This window comes from Luteimonas sp. R10 (assembly GCF_045689605.1).
GTDB lineage: Bacteria > Pseudomonadota > Gammaproteobacteria > Xanthomonadales > Xanthomonadaceae > Luteimonas.
This window is the reverse complement of record NZ_CP141262.1, coordinates 448996-466552: the sequence shown is the minus strand read 5'-3', so window position 1 is coordinate 466552 and position 17557 is coordinate 448996. Positions and strand designations below refer to the sequence as shown.

12 protein-coding genes are annotated in these 17557 nt (G+C 68.5%); 7 read left to right on the top strand and 5 right to left on the bottom strand.

Features of this window, described 5'->3' with window-relative positions; translation table 11 throughout:
- Positions 1–201: 201 nt before the first annotated feature.
- Positions 202–3672 carry a NahK/ErcS family hybrid sensor histidine kinase/response regulator gene (locus U3649_RS01850; RefSeq protein WP_407353199.1) on the bottom strand — a complete coding sequence of 1157 codons (3471 nt, stop codon included), beginning with the start codon at positions 3670–3672 and terminating at the stop codon, positions 202–204.
- A 759-nt stretch (positions 3673–4431) separates the two neighbouring features.
- On the opposite strand from U3649_RS01850, the gene U3649_RS01845 reads away from it, so the two are divergent.
- Together U3649_RS01845 and U3649_RS01840 are read left to right on the top strand one after the other, a co-directional pair.
- Positions 4432–6588: a TonB-dependent siderophore receptor gene (locus tag U3649_RS01845; protein ID WP_407353198.1), complete on the top strand. Its 2157-nt coding sequence runs from the start codon at positions 4432–4434 to the stop codon at positions 6586–6588.
- A gap of 184 nt (positions 6589–6772) precedes the next feature.
- Positions 6773–7918, top strand: coding sequence for a PepSY-associated TM helix domain-containing protein (locus U3649_RS01840; RefSeq protein WP_407353197.1), 1146 nt, complete (start codon positions 6773–6775; stop codon positions 7916–7918).
- 128 nt (positions 7919–8046) lie between these two features.
- On the opposite strand, the gene U3649_RS01835 is transcribed toward U3649_RS01840, so the two are convergent.
- Entirely contained in the window at positions 8047–9204 is a 1158-nt protein-coding gene (locus U3649_RS01835; protein WP_407353196.1) for a sensor histidine kinase, read from the bottom strand.
- A gap of 633 nt (positions 9205–9837) precedes the next feature.
- On the opposite strand from U3649_RS01835, the gene U3649_RS01830 reads away from it, so the two are divergent.
- Entirely contained in the window at positions 9838–10512 is a 675-nt protein-coding gene (locus tag U3649_RS01830; protein WP_407353195.1) for an XAC0095 family protein, read from the top strand.
- A gap of 452 nt (positions 10513–10964) precedes the next feature.
- Here the strand turns inward: U3649_RS01830 and U3649_RS01825 are convergent, their stop codons facing one another.
- Positions 10965–11888 carry a LysR family transcriptional regulator gene (locus tag U3649_RS01825; protein ID WP_407353194.1) on the bottom strand — a complete coding sequence of 308 codons (924 nt, stop codon included), beginning with the start codon at positions 11886–11888 and terminating at the stop codon, positions 10965–10967.
- 98 nt (positions 11889–11986) lie between these two features.
- Between U3649_RS01825 and U3649_RS01820 the strand changes: the two genes are divergently transcribed.
- Genes U3649_RS01820 through U3649_RS01810 form a run of 3 tightly spaced genes read left to right on the top strand, consistent with a single transcriptional unit; the run spans position 11987 to position 13134 of the window.
- Positions 11987–12550 (top strand): flavodoxin family protein, encoded by a 564-nt coding sequence (locus U3649_RS01820; protein ID WP_407353193.1) that lies wholly within the window; start codon positions 11987–11989, stop codon positions 12548–12550.
- Positions 12551–12553: 3 nt separating this feature from the next.
- Positions 12554–12757 carry a 4-oxalocrotonate tautomerase family protein gene (locus U3649_RS01815; RefSeq protein ID WP_407353192.1) on the top strand — a complete coding sequence of 68 codons (204 nt, stop codon included), beginning with the start codon at positions 12554–12556 and terminating at the stop codon, positions 12755–12757.
- Positions 12754–13134, top strand: a complete 381-nt coding sequence (locus tag U3649_RS01810; RefSeq protein ID WP_407353191.1) for a nuclear transport factor 2 family protein — start codon at positions 12754–12756, stop codon at positions 13132–13134. The genes U3649_RS01815 and U3649_RS01810 overlap by 4 nt, the downstream gene beginning before the upstream one ends.
- Before the next feature lie 247 nt (positions 13135–13381).
- On the opposite strand, the gene U3649_RS01805 is transcribed toward U3649_RS01810, so the two are convergent.
- Entirely contained in the window at positions 13382–14314 is a 933-nt protein-coding gene (locus tag U3649_RS01805) for a LysR family transcriptional regulator (protein ID WP_407353190.1), read from the bottom strand.
- Positions 14315–14406: 92 nt separating this feature from the next.
- Here U3649_RS01805 and U3649_RS01800 point away from each other — a divergent pair, with 92 nt between their 5' ends.
- Positions 14407–15204 (top strand): NAD(P)H-dependent oxidoreductase, encoded by a 798-nt coding sequence (locus U3649_RS01800; protein WP_407353189.1) that lies wholly within the window; start codon positions 14407–14409, stop codon positions 15202–15204.
- 97 nt (positions 15205–15301) lie between these two features.
- Here U3649_RS01800 and U3649_RS01795 read toward each other — a convergent pair whose 3' ends face one another.
- Entirely contained in the window at positions 15302–17488 is a 2187-nt protein-coding gene (locus U3649_RS01795) for a TonB-dependent receptor (protein ID WP_407353188.1), read from the bottom strand.
- Positions 17489–17557: the final 69 nt, after the last annotated feature.

The following is a 17557-nucleotide window of genomic DNA, read 5'->3' as shown; positions in this document are numbered from 1 at the left end:
CAGGTTCCTAAGCCGAGCGCAGCGGAGCAAGCTCCGCTCTACGGGTGATGTCGGAGGATGATCCCGGCGATGCCGCGGCGATCCGGAACCGGTCCAGTGGAGCCGCCGGCGCCGGAGCAGATGCGCACTCGATGCTGCGAAGCCAACCGGTGATCCTCCGGCGCCGGCGCCGGCAGCGCAGCATCCGCTTTGGCTCGTTTCTCACTCATCGTTGCTCGCTTCAACGCGCGGACTCGAGGCCACAGCGCCGCCCCGCCGCTGCGCCGCCAGGAACGCGCGCAGCGAAGCCGGCTTCACCGGCTTGGTCAGCACCCGGTGGCCGCGCTGGCGCGCCGCCTGCTTGAGGGCGTCGCTGCCGTCGGCGGTCAGCAGTGCGCCGGGAACGTCCGGTGCGAGGGCGCGCAGCGCGTCGAGCGTATCCAGGCCGTCGAGGCGGTCGTGCAGGTGGTAGTCCACCAGCAGCACGTCCGGCCGCGCCGCCATCTGCGCCAGTGCTTCGTCGACGGTCGTCGCGCACAGCGGCTCGATCCGCCAGCGCCGCAGCAGCGCCACCATGCCGGCGAGGATGTCCGGGTCGTTGTCGACGCACAGCACGCGCAGCCCGGCCAACGAGTCGGCGAGGTCGAGCGGCGGCTTCGGCGTCGCCACCAGTGCGTGTTCGGCGCGCGGGACCAGGATCGAGAACATGCTGCCGCGGCCGACCTTCGAGCGCGCGTCGAGCCGGTGCTGGAGCAGGCGCGAGACGCGCTGGCAGATCGACAGGCCCAGGCCGAGGCCGCGCTCGTCCCAGTCGAACGGCTGCTGGTAGCGATGGAACTCGTCGTAGATCTGGCGCATGTGGTGCTCGGGGATGCCGGGCCCGGTGTCCCAGACCTGCAGCGCCACCTCGCCGCCGCGCGGGCGCGCGGCCATCACGATGCGGCCCTCGCGGGTGTAGCGCATGGCGTTGGCGAGGAAGTTCTGCAGCACCCGGCGCAGCAGCCGGCGGTCGCTGTGCACCGGCAGCGACTGGGCGTACAGGCGCAGAGAGACGCCGCGGGTGGCGGCCATCGGCGCGTACTGCGCGGCCAGCTGGCGCAGCAGGTCGCCGGCATTGAAGTCGCTCCATTCCGGCTGCAGCGCGCCGGCGTCCAGGCGCGAGACGTCGAGCAGGCCGTCGAGCAGTTCCTCGGCGGCGCGCAGCGAGGTGTCGACGCGCTCGGCCAGGCGTTGCTGCTCGGCCGCCTCGCCGCTCTCGCGCAGCGCCGAGGCGAACAGCCGCGCGGCGTTGAGCGGCTGCAGCACGTCGTGGCTGAGCGCGGCCAGGAAGCGGGTGCGCGACTGCTGCGCGGCCTCGGCCTCGCGGGTGCGCACGGTCACCCGCTGCTCCAGGGTCTCGTTGATCTCGCGCAGCGCGCGCTCCACCCGCTTGTGTTCGGTGACGTCGCTGTAGCTGGTGACGTAGCCGCCGCCTGGCAGCGGCTGGCCGCGCACCTCGATCACCAGGCCGCTGCCGAGGATGCGTTCGGACACGTGCGCCGAGCCGGCGCGCATGTGGTCGATGCGCTTGTCGATCTCGGCCTCGATGCCGTCCTTCGACAGCTCGCCCAGCTCGCCGCGGTCGGCGTTGTAGCGGATCAGGTCGGCGACCGGCCGGCCGACGAACAGCATGCCGTCTGGATAGTCGAACAGCTGCTGGTAGCGCCGGTTCCAGGCCACCAGGCGCATGTCCGGATCGACCACGCTCACGCCCTGGTCGATGTTCTCCAGGGTGGTGGAGAGGATCTCGCGGTTGAAGCGCAGTTCCTGCCCGGCCTCGTCCAGCACCGCCACCACCTCGGCCAGGTCCATGCCGGAACCGCGCAGGGTGCTGGTCAGCACCAGCCGCGCCGAGGCCGCGCCGATCGCCGAGGCCAGCAGGCGTTCGGTGAACTGCACCCAGGTGCGGTCGGCCGGCGTGTGCGGCTGCAGTTCCTGACCGAGCGCCTGCGCCTGCTCGCCGAACGCGCGCTGCGCATTGCGCACGCCGACGATCCGCCGCGCCAGCGCCAGCAGGTCGGCCACGTGCAGGCCGGCGCGCCAGTCGCTGCCGGCCAGCGTGCGGCGCGCGGTGTAGGGATTGAGGAAGGGCGCCGCGCGCAGGCGCTCGTCCAGGCTCGGGCGCCAGCGCACCGAGACCAGCAGCAGCGCGCCGATGTTGAGCAGCAGCGACCAGAACGTGCCGTGGGTCAGCGGGTCCCAGCCTTCCAGGCCGAACAGCTGCCGCGGCCGCAACCAGCCGATCCCGAACGGTCCGTGCTCGACCCATGCCGGCCCGAGCCAGCCGGCATCGGTCAGCGTCGGCAGCAGCAGGGTATAGGCCCACACCAGGAATCCGATCAGCAGGCCGGCCTCGGCGCCCTGGCGGCTGGCGCCGCGCCAGTACAGGCCGCCGATCAGCGCCGGCGCGAACTGCGCCACCGCCGCGAACGCCATCAGCCCGAACGCCGCCAGCGTCGTCTCGGTGTTGCTGGCGCGGTAGTAGCCGTAGGCGAGCGCGGCGAAGCCGACGATCGCCACGCGCCGGATCCACAGCACGGTCGAGGCGACGTTGCCGCCGTGGCGCTGCGCCCAGCCGTGGCGCAGCAGCAGCGGCATCACCAGGTCGTTGCTGACCATGGTCGCCAGCGCCACGCTGGCCACGATCACCATGCCGGTCGCCGCCGAAAAGCCGCCGATATAGGCGAACAGCGCCAGCGCATCGCGGTTTTCCGCCAGCGGCAGCGCCAGCACGTAGGTGTCGGCGATCGCCGCGCCGTCGTCGAACAGGGCGATGCCGGCGCTGGCGATCGGCAGCACCATCAGGCAGATCAGCACCAGGTAGGTGCCGAACATCCACCGCGCGCGGCGGATGTCCGAGACGTCGATGCACTCGACCACGGCGACGTGGAACTGCCGCGGCAGGCAGACGATCGCGGTGAACGCCAGCAGCGTCTGGCCGACGAACCCCACCGGCGGCGAGTTCGACAGCAACTCGCGGGTCGCCGGCACCAGGTCCAACTCGTGGTCGCCGAACCAGAAGATCGCGAACACGCCGACCGCGACCAGTGCCATCAGCTTGACCAGCGACTCCAGCGCGATCGCCAGCATCATGCCGGGGCGGTGCTCGGTGGCGTCCACCTGGCGGGTGCCGAACAGGATCGCGAACAGCGCCATCATCAGCGCCGTGTACAGCGCCGGATCGCCCAGGGTGCTGGTGGCGGCCGGGCCGTCGCTCAGCACCTGCAGGCTCAGCGCCACCGCCTTGTACTGCAGCGCCAGGTACGGCACCGCGGCGATCAGCGCGATCAGCGCCACCATCGCCGCCAGCCGCTGCGAGCGGCCGTAGCGGGCGGCGATGAAGTCGGCGATCGAGACCGTGCTCTGCGACTGCGCGATCAGCGCCAGCCGCTCGAGGATGCGCCAGCCGAACAGCAGCACCAGCAGCGGGCCCAGGTAGATCGGCAGGTAGCCGATGCCGTTGCGCGCGGCGCTGCCGACCGCGCCGTAGAACGTCCACGACGAGCAGTACACCGCCAGCGCCAGGCTGTAGACCACCGGGCGCAGACCCGGGCGCTGGGTGTAGGTGGGATTGCGATCGCCCCACCACGCCACCGCGAACAGCAGCGCGGCGTAGCCGAGCGAGACCAGCAGCAGTACCCAGTCCGACAGCATTCCGATCCCCGAACGTCGGCGCCAGTGTACGCGGCGCCGGTGGAGCGGTCGCCGCCGGTCCGCCAGCTGTGCGAGCGCATGGCGCGGGTCATCGCCGGCTGCCCCGGACTGCGGGAGCGGCGGGAGTCGCGGCGACCGGGCGCCGCGCAGTCGCGACTTCCGTCGCTCCCACAGGAGAATGCGCCGCCGGTGCCGGTGCGCTCCGCCCTCGCAGGCCACCCTGCAGACCCCCAGCAGCAGCCCCAGCAGGCCGCCCCCAAGCAGACCCCCAGCAGGACCACCCCAGCAGGACCACCCCAGCAGGACCACCCCAGCAGAACCACCCCAGCAGAACCACCCCAGCAGAACCACCCCAGCAGAACCGCCCCAGCAGAACCACCCCAGCAGGACCACCCCAGCAGGACCACCCCAGCAGAACCGCCCCAGCAGAACCACCCCAGCAGGACCACCCCAGCAGGACCACCCCAGCAGAACCGCCCCAGCAGAACCGCCCCAGCAGAACCGCCCCAGCAGAACCGCCCCAGCAGAACCGCCCCAGCAGGGTCACCCTGTGGGAGCGACGGAAGTCGCGACATGCTTCCGAGCCTCCGCAACCGCGGTTTCCCCACGGTCGCAACCCGCCACTCCCAGAGCCATTGCGGCTCCGCGCAAGGCATCGGGCGGTGGAATCCTCGGGATGTATCCCCGGCCGTTAGCAAACGAGAATCAACATTATGTGATAATGATTCGTATTTCCTGCCTCCCCAAGACGAATCGCCCATGCCGTTACCAACGAGAGCGGAGCGCCCGACGCCCGCCACCCGCCCGCGCCCCACCTTGCCCGCCGTCCTGCTCGCGCCGGCCCTGTGCCTGTCCGCCGCCGCCGCCGCGCAGGACGCCACGGTCACCGACCTGGACGCGGTGCAGGTCGTCGGCCGCGCGCAGACACTGTACAAAGTCGAGGACTCCACCACCGCCACCCGCACGCCGACGCCGCTCGAATGGGTGCCGCAGTCGGTGCAGGTGCTGCCGCGCGAGCTGATCGACGACCAGGCCGCGCGCCAGGTCACCGACCTGTACCGCAGCATCAGCGGCATCAACTTCTTCAGCTACGCCGGCGTCACCCTGCGCGGGTTCCGCCAGGAGAACGTGCTCTACGACGGCCTGCGCGGCGACCCCTACGCCGGCTTCTCGGTGCCGCAGCTGTTCGACATCGAGCGCGTGGAGGTGCTCAAGGGCCCGGCCGGCGCCTTGTACGGCGGCGGCGATCCCGGCGGCGTGATCAACTACATCACCCGCAAGCCGCAGCGCGATCCGCAGACCAGCGTGGAGCTGCGGGTTGGCAACGACGACTTCGCCGCCGCCTCGTTCCAGTCGACCGGGCCGCTGGCCGGCAACGAGCGCCTGCGCTACCGCGTCGGCGTCTACGGCGAGGAGGAGGATCCGTTCCGCTGGAACACCGACAACGAGGTGCGCATGGGCGACATCGCCGCCGCGCTCGACGTCGGCGCCACCGGCACGCTCACCCTCAAGCTGACCGACATCGCGCAGGACCAGGCGGGCAACCGCCTGCGCGGCGTGCCGGTGGACGACACCGGCGCCTTCCTCACCGACCGCCGCTGGAACCACAACGAGGCGACCGACTTCCTCGACATGGACGCGCGCATCGCGCTGGCCACCTACGCCGCCGCGCCCACCGCCGCGCTCGACGTCGACGTCTCCGCGCGCTGGTTCGAGAACGACGAGCACCAGCAGTACCACGAGCCCTGGGGCCTGATCGACCGCGACGGCGACGGCACCGCGGAATGGATGACGCGGCAGTTCCGAGACCAGGTGCGCAACGTCGAGGGCCTGGCCGCGAACGCCAACGGCGTCTGGCGCACGCGGGCCGGCGGCCTCGAGCACACGGTGCTGTTCGGCGTCGACGGCTATCGCGAGGACAATGACTTCCGGGGCCGCACCGCGCACAGCGACGTCGCCGGCGGCAACGTGCCGGGCGTCGACCTGTTCGCGCCGGTGTACGGCCTGACCTCCGGCGCCGACTACACCTTCGATCCCTGGCGTACCACCCGCAGCCGCGGCACCCGCTACGGCGGCTACCTGCAGGACCAGATCGAACTGACCCCGCGCTGGCAGCTGCTGGCCGGGCTGCGCTGGGACGGCTTCGAGGACGAGGACCGGGTGAGCGGCGCGAAGGTGGACGGCCACGACCTCAGCTGGCGCCTGGGCAGCACCTACGCCCTGGCCGAGGGCGTCAACGCCTACGCCAACGTCGCCAGCGGCTTCCAGCCGCAGTCGACGGGCAACCAGCGCCCGGAGGTCGGCGGCCCGTTCGACCCCGAGCGCAGCCGGCAGTGGGAGCTCGGCCTCAAGACCGCGCTCGCCGGCGGCCGCGTCACCCTCAACTCGGCGCTGTACCGCATCGAGCGCAGCAACGTGCTGCAGGCCACCGGCGAGGTGATCGACGGCAACAACCAACTCGCACCGCTGGGCCTGGTGCGCAGCGAGGGGTTCGAACTCGACGTGCTGGCCGACGTCACCACGCGCTGGGTGGTCAGCGCCGCCTACGCCTACAACGACGCCCGCGTGCTCGACGCCGGCACCAACGGCATCACCAACTCGGTCGGCGACAAGTTCGCCAACGCGCCGCAGAACACCTTCGGCCTGTGGACCCGCTACGAGCTGCCGGCACTGCTGTCCTCGGTCGGCTTCGGCGTCGACTACGTCGACGAGCGGTTGAGCATCGATGGGCAGCGGGTCAAGCCGTACACCGTCTACGATCTCAGCTGGCAGACCGACTGGAACGGTTGGCACTTCCAGGCCAACGTCAAGAATCTGTTCGACAAGGTCTACGCCGCCAGCGGCTTCATCGAGCGCACCGGCCACTTCCCGGGCGAACCCCGCCGCCTCTACCTCCAAGCCCGCTATACCTTCTAACCACAGCTTTTCCCCCTTTGAAAAAGGGGGGCAGGGGGGATTTGCTCTTCACCAGACGCCCCACAAAGCAACAGCAACAGCAAATCCCCCTCAATCCCCCTTTTTCAAAGGGGGAAGCAGCAAGCAGGGACGCTTCGACTGTCATCGTCCTTCCCAGCTTCGAGAGGAAACGAGAGACCATTCCATGGGCCAGCCGCCGCCAGTCCACACCGACCAACGCAAGCCCCGCGGCCGCCGCCTGTGGTTCGACCTGCACAGCTGGGTTGGGCTCAAGCTGTGCCTGTTCCTGACCTTCGTCTGCTTCACCGGCACCCTGGCGGTGCTGGCGCACGAGATTGACTGGCTGCTGCACCCGGAGATCCGCGTCGCCCCCGGCCCCGAGCGCATCAGCTGGGGCGCCATGCTCGCCGCCGCGCGCAGCGCCCATCCGGACTGGGAGCTCAGCGCCATCGAGGCCCCGGAAGGCAGCCGCTTCGCCGCCCGCGTGCGGGCGCGCACGCCGGACGGCCGGCTGCGCTTCGTCTGGGTCGATCCGTACCGCGGCCGTGTCACCGGCGACACCCACTGGTTCAACGCCCACCGCTTCCTGCGCAACACCCACCGCCACCTGATGCTGCCGGTGCGCTACGGCGTACCGCTGGTGGCGGCGCTGTCGATCCCGCTCGTCATCACCCTGGTCAGCAGCCTCTACATCTACCGGCACTGGTGGCGCGGCTTCTTCGTGCGCCCGCGCGGCGACCGCCCGCGGCGGTTCTGGGGCGACCTCCATCGCCTGGTCGGCGTGTGGAGCCTGGGCTTCGTCGCGCTGATGGCGCTCACCGGTACCTGGTACCTGGTGGAATCGCTCGGCGGCGGCGCCGAACCGCCGGCAAGGCTGCAGGCTGGGCGCGAAGGCGATGCGAGCCCCGCCAGTGCCGCGGTCGTCGACCGTGCCGTAGCCGAGGCGCAGGCACGCTGGCCGGCCTTCGAGGTGCGCGTGGTCCGCCCCGCCGGCGCCGGCGGCACCCTCCTGCTCGAGGGCGAGGCCGAAGCCGTCCTGGTGCGCCCACGCGCCAACGCCCTGGCATTCGACGCCGCCGACGGCCGCTGGGTCGGCACCCGCGACGGCCGCGACATGGGCGTGCACCAGCGCATCGCCGAGATGGCCGACCCGCTGCACTTCGGCAACTTCGCCGGCCTGCCGGTCAAGCTCGTCTGGTTCGTCTTCGGCGCCCTGCTCACCACCCTGTGCATCACCGGCGTGTACCTCTACGGCCTGCGCATCGCCGACGCCCTGCGTTCCGGGCAACGACGTGCCGCGAAGCGCCGCACCGCGGAGGCCGCCGCATGAGCCCGTGGAAGCTCGCATGGCGCGGCATGGGCCGCTGGCGCTGGCTGTGGCTGGCGCTGCTGCTGGCGTGGCTGGGTCTGATTCCGATGGAGATCCTGAAGTAACAACAACCTTCCGGATCGTAGCCCTCAGGCGTTTCCCGCATCCGGGGCCGCAGCCGTCATGAAATGGCGTGGGAGGTCGATGGTGAACACGCAGCCTGAACCAGCCACGTCGCGCACGCTCAGCACGCCATTGTTGGCCTCGACGCTGCGGCGCGAGATCGACAACCCCAGGCCCAGGCCGCTGCGATCCTCCGCGCCTTGGGTGAAGGACTTGAACATGTCTTCCGCCAGGCCGGGCGGCAGGCCGCCGCAATGGTCCTGCACGTCGATGAGGATACGGTCGGCCAGCGCATAGGCATTGAGTATCACTTCGCTGCGCGGACGGGTGAACTTGAAGGCGTTCTGCAGCAGGTTGCCGACCGCCGACAGCAACAGGTCGCGGTCCGCGTCGACGGCCAGCAGCGGGTCGACGTCGGAAACGGTCAACACGCATCCCTTGACCCGGGCCTCCAGCGTTGCCGACAGCTTGATCTCGGCGATGAATTCAGACAGCGAGAACAGACGGTGCCGCACCTCCAGGCCGGCGGTGATGCGCACTTCGGCCAGGGAACGATCGATCAGGTTGCCCAGCCCCACCAGGGCCCGGTCCAGCACGCCGCCCGTGGCACCGTTCAACCCCACATTGCCCTGCTTGATGACGGACAACGCCAACGTCGCGGTGCACAGCTGGTTGCGCAGTTCGTGGGCGAAGAATCCAAGGCGCTCGTTGAGCTCGACGGCCTGCTTGTCGGCGATGACGGAATCGCGCTGGTAGCCGAATTCGGTCACGGCGCTGGCGATGGCGTTGTCCAGGCAGCGGTTGAGCGTGCGGAACTCGTCGATCTCGATGTCGGCGCCGGTCTCGAAGGCCAGGTCCGAAATCGACTGGCACAGGTCGCCATAGTCGTGGACCACTTCTTCCACGGTGAACCCATGTTCCTGCAGCTCCTTGCCGTGCCGCGTCGCCGAATCGCTCATTTCCGAAAGTGCGGGCTTGCCGCCGCCCGACGGGCCGGACACCTTGTAGCTCTGCATGGGGGCTTCGGTCTGCTCCATCACCAGCGTCTTGATCAGCTGGTCCAGGAAGATGCTGACGCCATTGGCCAGTTCCTCCGCAGGCACGCCAGGCGGCGACCGCTGGGCAACCTTCGCCCGGCAACGGGCAATCAGCTCGGCCCGATTTGCGGTGAGGAACTCGTGCATCATGGCTCACCATAACGCTTTCTCCGTTGCATTGCGGCATTTGCCGCCCAACGGTAGCGACGGCAATCTCAAGGAACCCTACTGGGGCAGTGGCTGCTCTGGGTCGAAACCCGGCAGCGGCCGATGAATGGCAACGAAATGCACCCGCATCGACATCACGGTAGCGCGTGCGGTCGGCACTCCGGCCGCGGTCGCTCGATGCCCGGGATGTCGGCGATCTGGTCGGCCAGGAAGTCGACCAGCAGCCGCACGCGGGCGATGCCAGCGTGCTCGGGAACGACAGCATGCTCAGCGGGGCGGGCGGCAGTAGGTAGTCGAGCAGGATCACCTGCTGATGATCGCGTGGTCGGTGAGTACGCTTTTTCTGCCGGCTTGACACCCCCCAACCCAAGTAGCAGACTCGATTCCAAGGAGCGTAGAAACTCCTCTAGTAGCGGTGCCCACCTCCGAAAATCCGGTGGGTTTTTTGTGCCTGTCTTGTCAGGCGCAACCGACGCGATGCCTGCGTCGGGAGGGCGGCTAATACAACACCCGAAAGGGGAATACGCCCGCCGTCTACTAGCGGTTTCTAACCTCCCGGCTTCCCGTCCGCCGTCCCGGTGGGCGGGCACTTCATGGAATGAGGAGGCGACGATGTCGAAGTATGAATCCGAGGAGATGGAATCGACGGGCTATTTTCTGCCTGAGGACGGCCAGTTCCGGCTCAAGAAGCTGCGGGAGCACATGGTGTTCCTGTCGCACCTGGCGCAGCCGCGTGCGCACGACGAGGAACAGGAATGGGTGCCCGAGATCCGCGTGGGCGAGCTGGCGGTCTGCCTGGAGCTGCTGGCGGAACAGGCCGGGCTGGTGCTGGACGAGGTGTCGTGGCCGGCGGAACGGATGGAACCGCACGAGGGTGCCGGGGCCGACGCGGACGCCGACCTTGACGAGGAGTCGACGGCACCCGCGGCCGGCGGCGCTCCTTTCGCCGTCAGCCTGGCGCAGGTCGATGCGCTCGGCCGGTTGACCGACATGCTGTCCGCGCATGGCGACATGGTCATGGCGGCCGAGGACGCCGAACTGGTCAACGGCGCGTTGGCGCAACTGGGCCAGGCGATCCGGGACGGCGCCAGCGCCGTGCGCGAGATCGTCTCGCAGATCAACGCCCAACCGCTCGACCAGGCGCCGCAGTCGCGAACCGGCGTCGGCGAGGAACGGGCCCACTACTGCGCCCGAGGCGCTGGGCGGGCCGAGCCTCGCCCTGCCGGCTTGATGATCCCGGGGCCGGCGCCTGCGGAATTGCAGCAGGCGTCGCACGCCCTGCACTGAGCAGGGCGGGTACGGTGTCGGGCAGGGTGACGAGCCGGCCTGGCACCGTATTGGTTGAGGCGGAGGAGCCGGCTGGTCAAGGGCAAAGGTGGCAGGCGCAGGGTGCAAGCTTCAGCGGGCAGGCACCGGAATACCATGGAGCGACACGAGTCAAGACTCGACTCGGACATGTCCAAATCGAGTTCCGCGTGCCTGGTGACCTACCGCTACGGCCGGGTTGCGATCCTGATCACCGCCAACAAGTCGTCCGCGACTGGACCGAACTGCTGGCCGGCGACGAAGCCCTGGCCGCCGCCATCCTCGACCGACTACTGCACAAGGCCACATGCTCAACAGTAGGTTGGGGAACGGCAGCTTCCGACCCAAATCGGACATGCCGGTGTTTCCGGAGTCAGACTGCTGAGTTGGCTAGAGTTCCGGCGCGATTGCTGCAGCCCGAACTACGGCTCCGTCTACGCGTCCAGGGGAGCATCGATTGCGCTGGCGATGAAGTCTACGAATGCACGCAGCCGAAGTGGCATGTGGCGGGTCGCCGGATAAACGATCGAGAATGGTCGCGAGCGCCCGCCATACGCCGCCAGCAACTCGACATAACGTCCGTCGGCCAGCTCCTGTTCGACGATGAAGCGGTAGGTCTGCACGACTCCAGCACCATGCAGCGCGAGTGTGGAGATTCCCAGCAGGTCTTCTGAACAACGGAAGGCGCCCGCGGTGACGAGGTCGATGTCGTGCCCCCGATTGTGAAACAGCCACGGAACGCGCTGGCCGGTGCTCGGGAGCACGAACTGGATGCATTCGTGGCGCGCCAGGTCATCCATAGTCTCAGGGCGCCCGCGACGATGCAGATAGTCGGGTGTGGCTACCACTACCAGTTCCGCATCGAACAACTTTCGGGCGACGAGCCCCGACTCTGGTTGCACCCTGGCACGGATCGCAAGATCGACACCCTCGGCGACCAGGTCGACGTTTCTGTTGCTCAAATTGATGTCGAGTTCGACCCTCGGGTAGAGCTCGCGAAATCGCGGGAGTAGCGGAAGTATGCGGTGGTGACCCAAGGGCGTTGGGATGCTCATCCTGAGCGTGCCTGTGGGCTCCACCTGTGCACCCGTGAGCTCCCGCTCCGCATCGAGCAGCTGACTCAATGCCTGCTTGCATTGGAGGTAGTAGCTACGCCCGCTCTCGGTCAGGCGGATCTTTCGGGTGCTTCTTACGAAGAGGCGAACCTTCAGACGCTCTTCCAGGCGGGCGATCGTGCGGCTTACCGCTGCGGGCGTGAGGCCTGCCTGCACAGACGCCGCCGTAAAGCTCTCGAGTTCTGCAGCCGAACAGAAGAGCTCGATGCTGCCAAGTCCGACATTTCCGAAGTGACGGCTCATTTGTTACCTGATGGAACTTCTGAAGGTACGCATGATGCCTTTTTCAACTATCGACCTGTCAATAGGCTTGCGTCTGGTCCTTAACCCTGAGCGTCAACGTGAATTCTGAGATATGCATCGTTTTCCACAGTGGCTTTGGCCATACGCACAAGGTGGCGGAGGCCATCGCCCAAGGGGGGCAAGGCACGCTGCTTCGAGTCGATGAAAGCGGCGAGCTTCCGCCCGGTGGATGGGACCGACTCGATCAGGCGAAAGCCATCGTGTTCGGGTCACCCACCTACATGGGCAATGTGAGCTGGCAGTTCAAGAAATTCCTCGACGCCAGCTCGAGCGTCTGGTTTAAGCAAGGCTGGCGCAACAAGCTTTCGGCCGGGTTCACCAACAGTGCGGGCATCAACGGCGACAAGCAGTCGACGCTGCAGGCGCTCTTCACCGTATCCCAGCAGCACGGAATGATCTGGTTGGGTACGGGGATGATGCCGAGCAATACCAAGGCCTCCACCCGCGACGACCTGAACTACCTGGCGTCGTTCTCCGGGCTCACAGCCGCCACGCCGGCCGACGCGACCGTCGACGAGGTATCGAGCGGCGATCTCGCTACAGCCCTTGTGTTTGGCAAGCGCGTGGCGGAAGTCGTGAGTCTTTTGACCCGAGGGAGCTGAGCCATGCCCTACATCAACATTCAGATCACCCGTGAAGGCACTACCCCTGGGCAAAAGGCCGAGCTGATTGCGGGTGCCACCGACCTGATGGTCCGCGTCCTCGGCAAGGATCCCATGACCACCCACGTCGTGATCGACGAGGTAGATCTCGATAACTGGGGTGTGGGCGGGCTCCCCGTGTCCGCGTTCCGGAGGCGCGGCAAGTGAACGAGGCAGCGGAGCGCGACGCGATCGAATCGCTGATGCAAGACTACTTCGACGGCCTCTACCTCAGCGACACGAAGCGGCTGAGAAGGGCGTTCGATCCACAGGCCCATTACTTCACCGCCAGTGGAGGGAGCCTGCTCCACTACGACATGGAACAGTACTTCCCTGTCATCGACGCGAGACCGTCGCCGGCGAGCAAAGGTGAGCCGAGGTCAGACAGGATCCTCTCCATCGAGTTTGCCGGCCCGGTGACCGCGTTGGTCAAGGCGGAATGTTCCGTGCCCCCTAGGTCCTTCATGGACCTGCTGACACTGGTCAAGGTAGATGATCGATGGCGGATCGTAGCCAAGGTCTTTCATTACGACATTCGCGACTAGGCACTAGCTGCGCTCACAATAGAAATGTGTAAGCGTTTGGAGCTGTCTCGGAAGCAGTCGCCCGCCGTAGAGGCCGATGCGCTGCTTGCCCGGAGAACCGGATCGAATTCCGGGCGGCCGTCGCCCCGGACGCTCGGGCACGGAGCTGATGTCCGCAGTTGGCCGAAAACGGTCGAACGAGATCGAGCTGGCGGCTGACGCATGGCGGCCGAAGATGCGCCGCATCATGACGATGGACGCTCGCGTGCTAGCGCTCCGCCCGCGGCGGCTCGATCCCCGGAATGCCGCCGATCCTTTCGATCAGGAAATCCACCAGCAGCCGCACGCGGGCGATGCCGGCGCGCTCGGGAACGATCAGCATGCTCAGCGGGACGGACGGCAGCGCGTAGTCGGGCAGGATCGCCTTCAGCCGGCCGGCGGCGAGCAGGTCGCCCACGAGCCAGTGATGGGCAGGGGCGATGCCGCGGCCGGCCACCAGGGCTTCGCGCGCGGCGAGCCCGTGGTCGACGCGGAGGCGACCGCCGAAGGGCACCGCGTGGCGCGCGCCGTCCGGGCCCTGCAGGACCAGGGTGTCGCCGCCCGCCACGTTCGACATGCGGATGCCCTCGTGGCCGGACAGGTCCTGCGGGACCGACGGCGTGCCGTGCGCCGCCAGGTAGTCCGGCGCCGCCGCCAGCAGGCGCCGGGACTGGCCGAGGGTGCGCAATTTCAGCGAGCTGTCGGCGAGCGGTCCCAGGCGCAGGGCGACGTCGACGCCCTCCCGCACCAGGTCGACGCGCTCGTCGGTGAGGTTGAGGTCGATGCCGATGCCGGGATAGCGGTCCTGGAAGGCGAACACCAGCCGGGTGGCGTGCAGCACGCCGAACGTGGCCGTGCAGGAGATCCGGACCGTGCCGGCGGGCGCGCCGCGCGTGCCCCGCGCCTCGTCGCCGGCCTGTTCCACCAGGCGCAGGATCAGTGCGCAGTGGGCGTGGTAGCGGCTGCCTTCCTCGGTCACCGTGACGCGCCGGGTGGTCCGGCTGAGCAGGGGCACGCCGACGGCCTCCTCGAGTTCGCGCAGGTGGCGGGTGACGGTCGACTGGCCGATGCCGAGCTCGCGCGCGACCGCCGACAGGTTTCCCCGCTCGGCGACGCGGACGAAGGTGCGCATGCGCTCGAGCGTGATGTCCGATTTATCCATTATTCGGAACGATCCTATGCATTGATACATCTATCGGATCGTTCCGGCGTTGTCTAGCGTACGGCTCCCGTCGCCGATCACCGGTTTTCCCCATGAACGTCCTGCTCGTCTTCGCGCATCCCGAACCCCGCTCGCTCAACGGCGCGCTCCGCGACGTCGCCGTCCAGGCGCTCGAGGCCGAGGGCCATGCGGTGCGGGTCTCGGATCTCTATGCCGACGGCTGGAAATCGGAAGTCGACCGCACCGATTTCACCCAGTTGCCGCCGGACGCGCGGTTGCGGGTGGCCGCGGCGTCCGGGGAGGCCTTCGCCGCCGGCGCGCTGACCGCCGACGTCCGCGCCGAGCAGGAGAAGCTGCTGTGGGCCGACGCCCTGATCCTGCAGTTCCCGCTGTGGTGGTACACGATGCCGGCGATCCTCAAGGGCTGGGTGGACCGGGTGTACGCGTACGGCTTCGCCTACGGCGTCGGCGAGCACAGCGACCACCACTGGGGCGACCGCTTCGGCGAAGGCACCCTCGTCGGCAAGCGCGCCATGCTGGTCGTGACCACCGGCGGCTGGGAGGCGCACTACGCCGCGCGCGGGGTCAACGGGCCGATCGACGACCTGCTGTTCCCGATCAACCACGGGATCCTCTACTACCCGGGCTACGCGGTGCTTCCGCCGTTCGTGGCCTACCGCGTCGATCGCCTGGACGACACCGGCTTCGCGCGCGTCGCCGAACGCCTGCGCGAGCGGGTGCGCACGCTCGCGACCACCGCGCCGATTCCCTATCGGCGGCAGAACGGCGGCGACTACCTGATCCCGAGCCTGCAGCTGCGTCCCGGCCTGGGCGATCCGGATGCGGCCGGCTTCGCGCTGCACCTGGAGGGCGCGGCGGACCGTGGCTGAGCCTGCCTGCGCGCGGGCCGCGGTTCCGGGCCTCCGCGTCGTTGGCCCTATTCCGCGATCCGGCCCGTTCCTTCGACCGGCCGCTCGTGTGGACCCGTCAGAAGGAGCTCCGCCATTCGATCTCGAAGGAGCTCGGCTCGCCCAGGTAGATCATTTCGGTGCCGATGGCATGCGCCACGTACGTGATGTCGCCGAGATTGCGCCCCCGCAGCGTGAGACTGCCTGCGTCCGCAAGGTTCCAGCGAAGATGCGCTCCGAGGATCACGTAGCCTGGCGTTTCGACCGTATTGGCGGCATCGGCGAATCGTGGCGCCACGGCGCGCAGGTCCATGCCCGCCGACCACGCGGGGGTCATCGCGTAGTCCAGCCAGAGATTGGCGACCCGCGACGGCGTGTTGGTTGGGCGGTTGCCGGCGCGCGAGACCGGAACGCCGGACACGTTCTCGTAGTAGTCGTCCAGCGTCGCGTCCGACCAGGACAGGTTGGCGTCGATGTTGAGCGTTCCGGTGGGGCGCAGGGAAAGCGCGAACTCGGCGCCTCGTGCGGACTGCTGTCCAACGGGTCGTGTTTGTCCGGGGTTCTCGGGGTCGGCGATCGCCAGGTTCCGGCGCACGATCCGGTACACGGCCGCCGTGGCGGTGGCGCGGCCTTCGAGAAAGCGCAGCTTGCTTCCCAGCTCCAGCTGGTGCCCGGTGGAAAGATCGAAATCGCGCAGCGTCGAAAAACTGGCCGTGGACAGGATCCCGGCGGGTGGGTCGGCGGCGGTGCTGTACTGCAGGTAGAGGCTCCTGTCCTGCGCGAATTCGACGTTCAGGCCGGCACGACCGGTCGTCGACGCGTAATCCCGCCGGTAGCGGGCGGGATTGCCGGCCGTGATCTCGCGATGATTGACCACGTCCAGATCGATGCGCTCGTGCCGGAGCGAGGTCAGCAGCGACAGCGAGTCCGCCAGCCAGGTGATGTTCTCCAGCGTCAGCGCCCGGGTGTGCAGGCGGTTGGTTCGATCGGGCGCATAGGTCCGCGACGTACCCGGCACGTCGAAAAAACTGCCCGGCGTCACGGCATCCAGCGGCACTTCATCCACGATCCCCGGGATCGATAGCGGAAAACGCGTCTGCCGGTTGTAGCTGACTTCCAGGCCGGCCGCCCACCTGGATTGCAGCGCGGCGATCTCGCCGTCCCAGTTCCAGTCCAACCGGTTGCCATAGACCTGTTGGTCATGGCGCTGCAGCAGCGTGCCGGAGCGGATCACGCCGTCGACGCGATCGTTGAAGGCGTAGCTTTCCACGTTGCGGTAGTCGCGCAGCGCGTCGTAGTGGTAGAGGGTGTTGCTGAGCCGGCTGCGTTCGGAAGCCCGCCACGCCAGCAGCGACCGCAGCCACAGCACTTCCTGGCCATAGTGGCCGTCGGACACGTTGTAGTTGCGGCGCCGCGTTCCCGGCAGCGCACGCAGTCGCCCGTCGTCGCCCAGGATCGCGGGCGTTCCCCAGTACGGCCGGTCGCTGTCTTCCTTCTGGTACTCGACAGCGAACGTGTGGTCGACATCGTCGGTCAACCGGGTCAACAGCGATGCGGCCGATGTCAGCGATTCCCGGTGGGCGCGGTCCATCCAGCCATCCGATGTGCTGTAGCCCAGGTCCACGCGCAGTGCGCCCGGGGCTTCCGGTCCGCCAAGCAGCCGGTTCACGCCGCCTGCCAGCACGCCGCTACCGTGCGAGCCGCCGGCGGCCATCCACTGCAGGTCGTCGGCATCCCGGGACGCCAGGCGCGTGATGTAGTTGATCGATCCCCCGACCGCCCCGGCGCCATGCAGGAAACTCGACGGCCCGCCCACCGCTTCCACCCGGTCGTAGATCCAGGCATCCACCGGCCGCGCCGCGATCGAGGCGTACTTGACGTCGATGCCGTTGAACAGCTGGCTGATCTGGCTTCCGGAGAAGCCGCGCCATGTCACCGCATTGCCGTGCCCCGGCGGCGACGCGGCGACCAGCCCGGGAATCGCCGCCAGCGCCTCCTGGGTCGTGCGCACGCCGCGCGCATCCAGCGTGTCCCGACCGACCGAGATCACCGTCGCCGGCACTTCCGCGATGCGCAGGGCGAGGCGGGATCCGGTGCCGACGCCGGCGCCGGCGTCCATACGTTCGCCCGTCACCTTCAGGCGGTCGAGCGTCACCGCTGCATCGGGCGCCGGTGTCTGCGCTGCTGCCTGCCGGGCGAACAGCAGAGGAAGCGCCAGGACACAGGCGACCGCCTTGGAGAGATCGGTTCGGCGGAACGGCGTCATCGGCGCTACGTGGAGGGTTCCAGAGGATGAAGCCCACCATACCCACGGCATCGAACGCGCAGGATGCGA

What these genes read in the sequence shown, in the direction of transcription:
- U3649_RS01850 (WP_407353199.1), bottom strand. Translation starts at nt 3,672, where the DNA reads ATGCTGTCGGACTGGGTACTGCTGCTGGTCTCGCTCGGCTACGCCGCG.
- U3649_RS01845 (WP_407353198.1), top strand. Translation starts at nt 4,432, where the DNA reads ATGCCGTTACCAACGAGAGCGGAGCGCCCGACGCCCGCCACCCGCCCG.
- U3649_RS01840 (WP_407353197.1), top strand. Translation starts at nt 6,773, where the DNA reads ATGGGCCAGCCGCCGCCAGTCCACACCGACCAACGCAAGCCCCGCGGC.
- U3649_RS01835 (WP_407353196.1), bottom strand. Translation starts at nt 9,204, where the DNA reads ATGCACGAGTTCCTCACCGCAAATCGGGCCGAGCTGATTGCCCGTTGC.
- U3649_RS01830 (WP_407353195.1), top strand. Translation starts at nt 9,838, where the DNA reads ATGTCGAAGTATGAATCCGAGGAGATGGAATCGACGGGCTATTTTCTG.
- U3649_RS01825 (WP_407353194.1), bottom strand. Translation starts at nt 11,888, where the DNA reads ATGAGCCGTCACTTCGGAAATGTCGGACTTGGCAGCATCGAGCTCTTC.
- U3649_RS01815 (WP_407353192.1), top strand. Translation starts at nt 12,554, where the DNA reads ATGCCCTACATCAACATTCAGATCACCCGTGAAGGCACTACCCCTGGG.
- U3649_RS01805 (WP_407353190.1), bottom strand. Translation starts at nt 14,314, where the DNA reads ATGGATAAATCGGACATCACGCTCGAGCGCATGCGCACCTTCGTCCGC.
- U3649_RS01800 (WP_407353189.1), top strand. Translation starts at nt 14,407, where the DNA reads ATGAACGTCCTGCTCGTCTTCGCGCATCCCGAACCCCGCTCGCTCAAC.
- U3649_RS01795 (WP_407353188.1), bottom strand. Translation starts at nt 17,488, where the DNA reads ATGACGCCGTTCCGCCGAACCGATCTCTCCAAGGCGGTCGCCTGTGTC.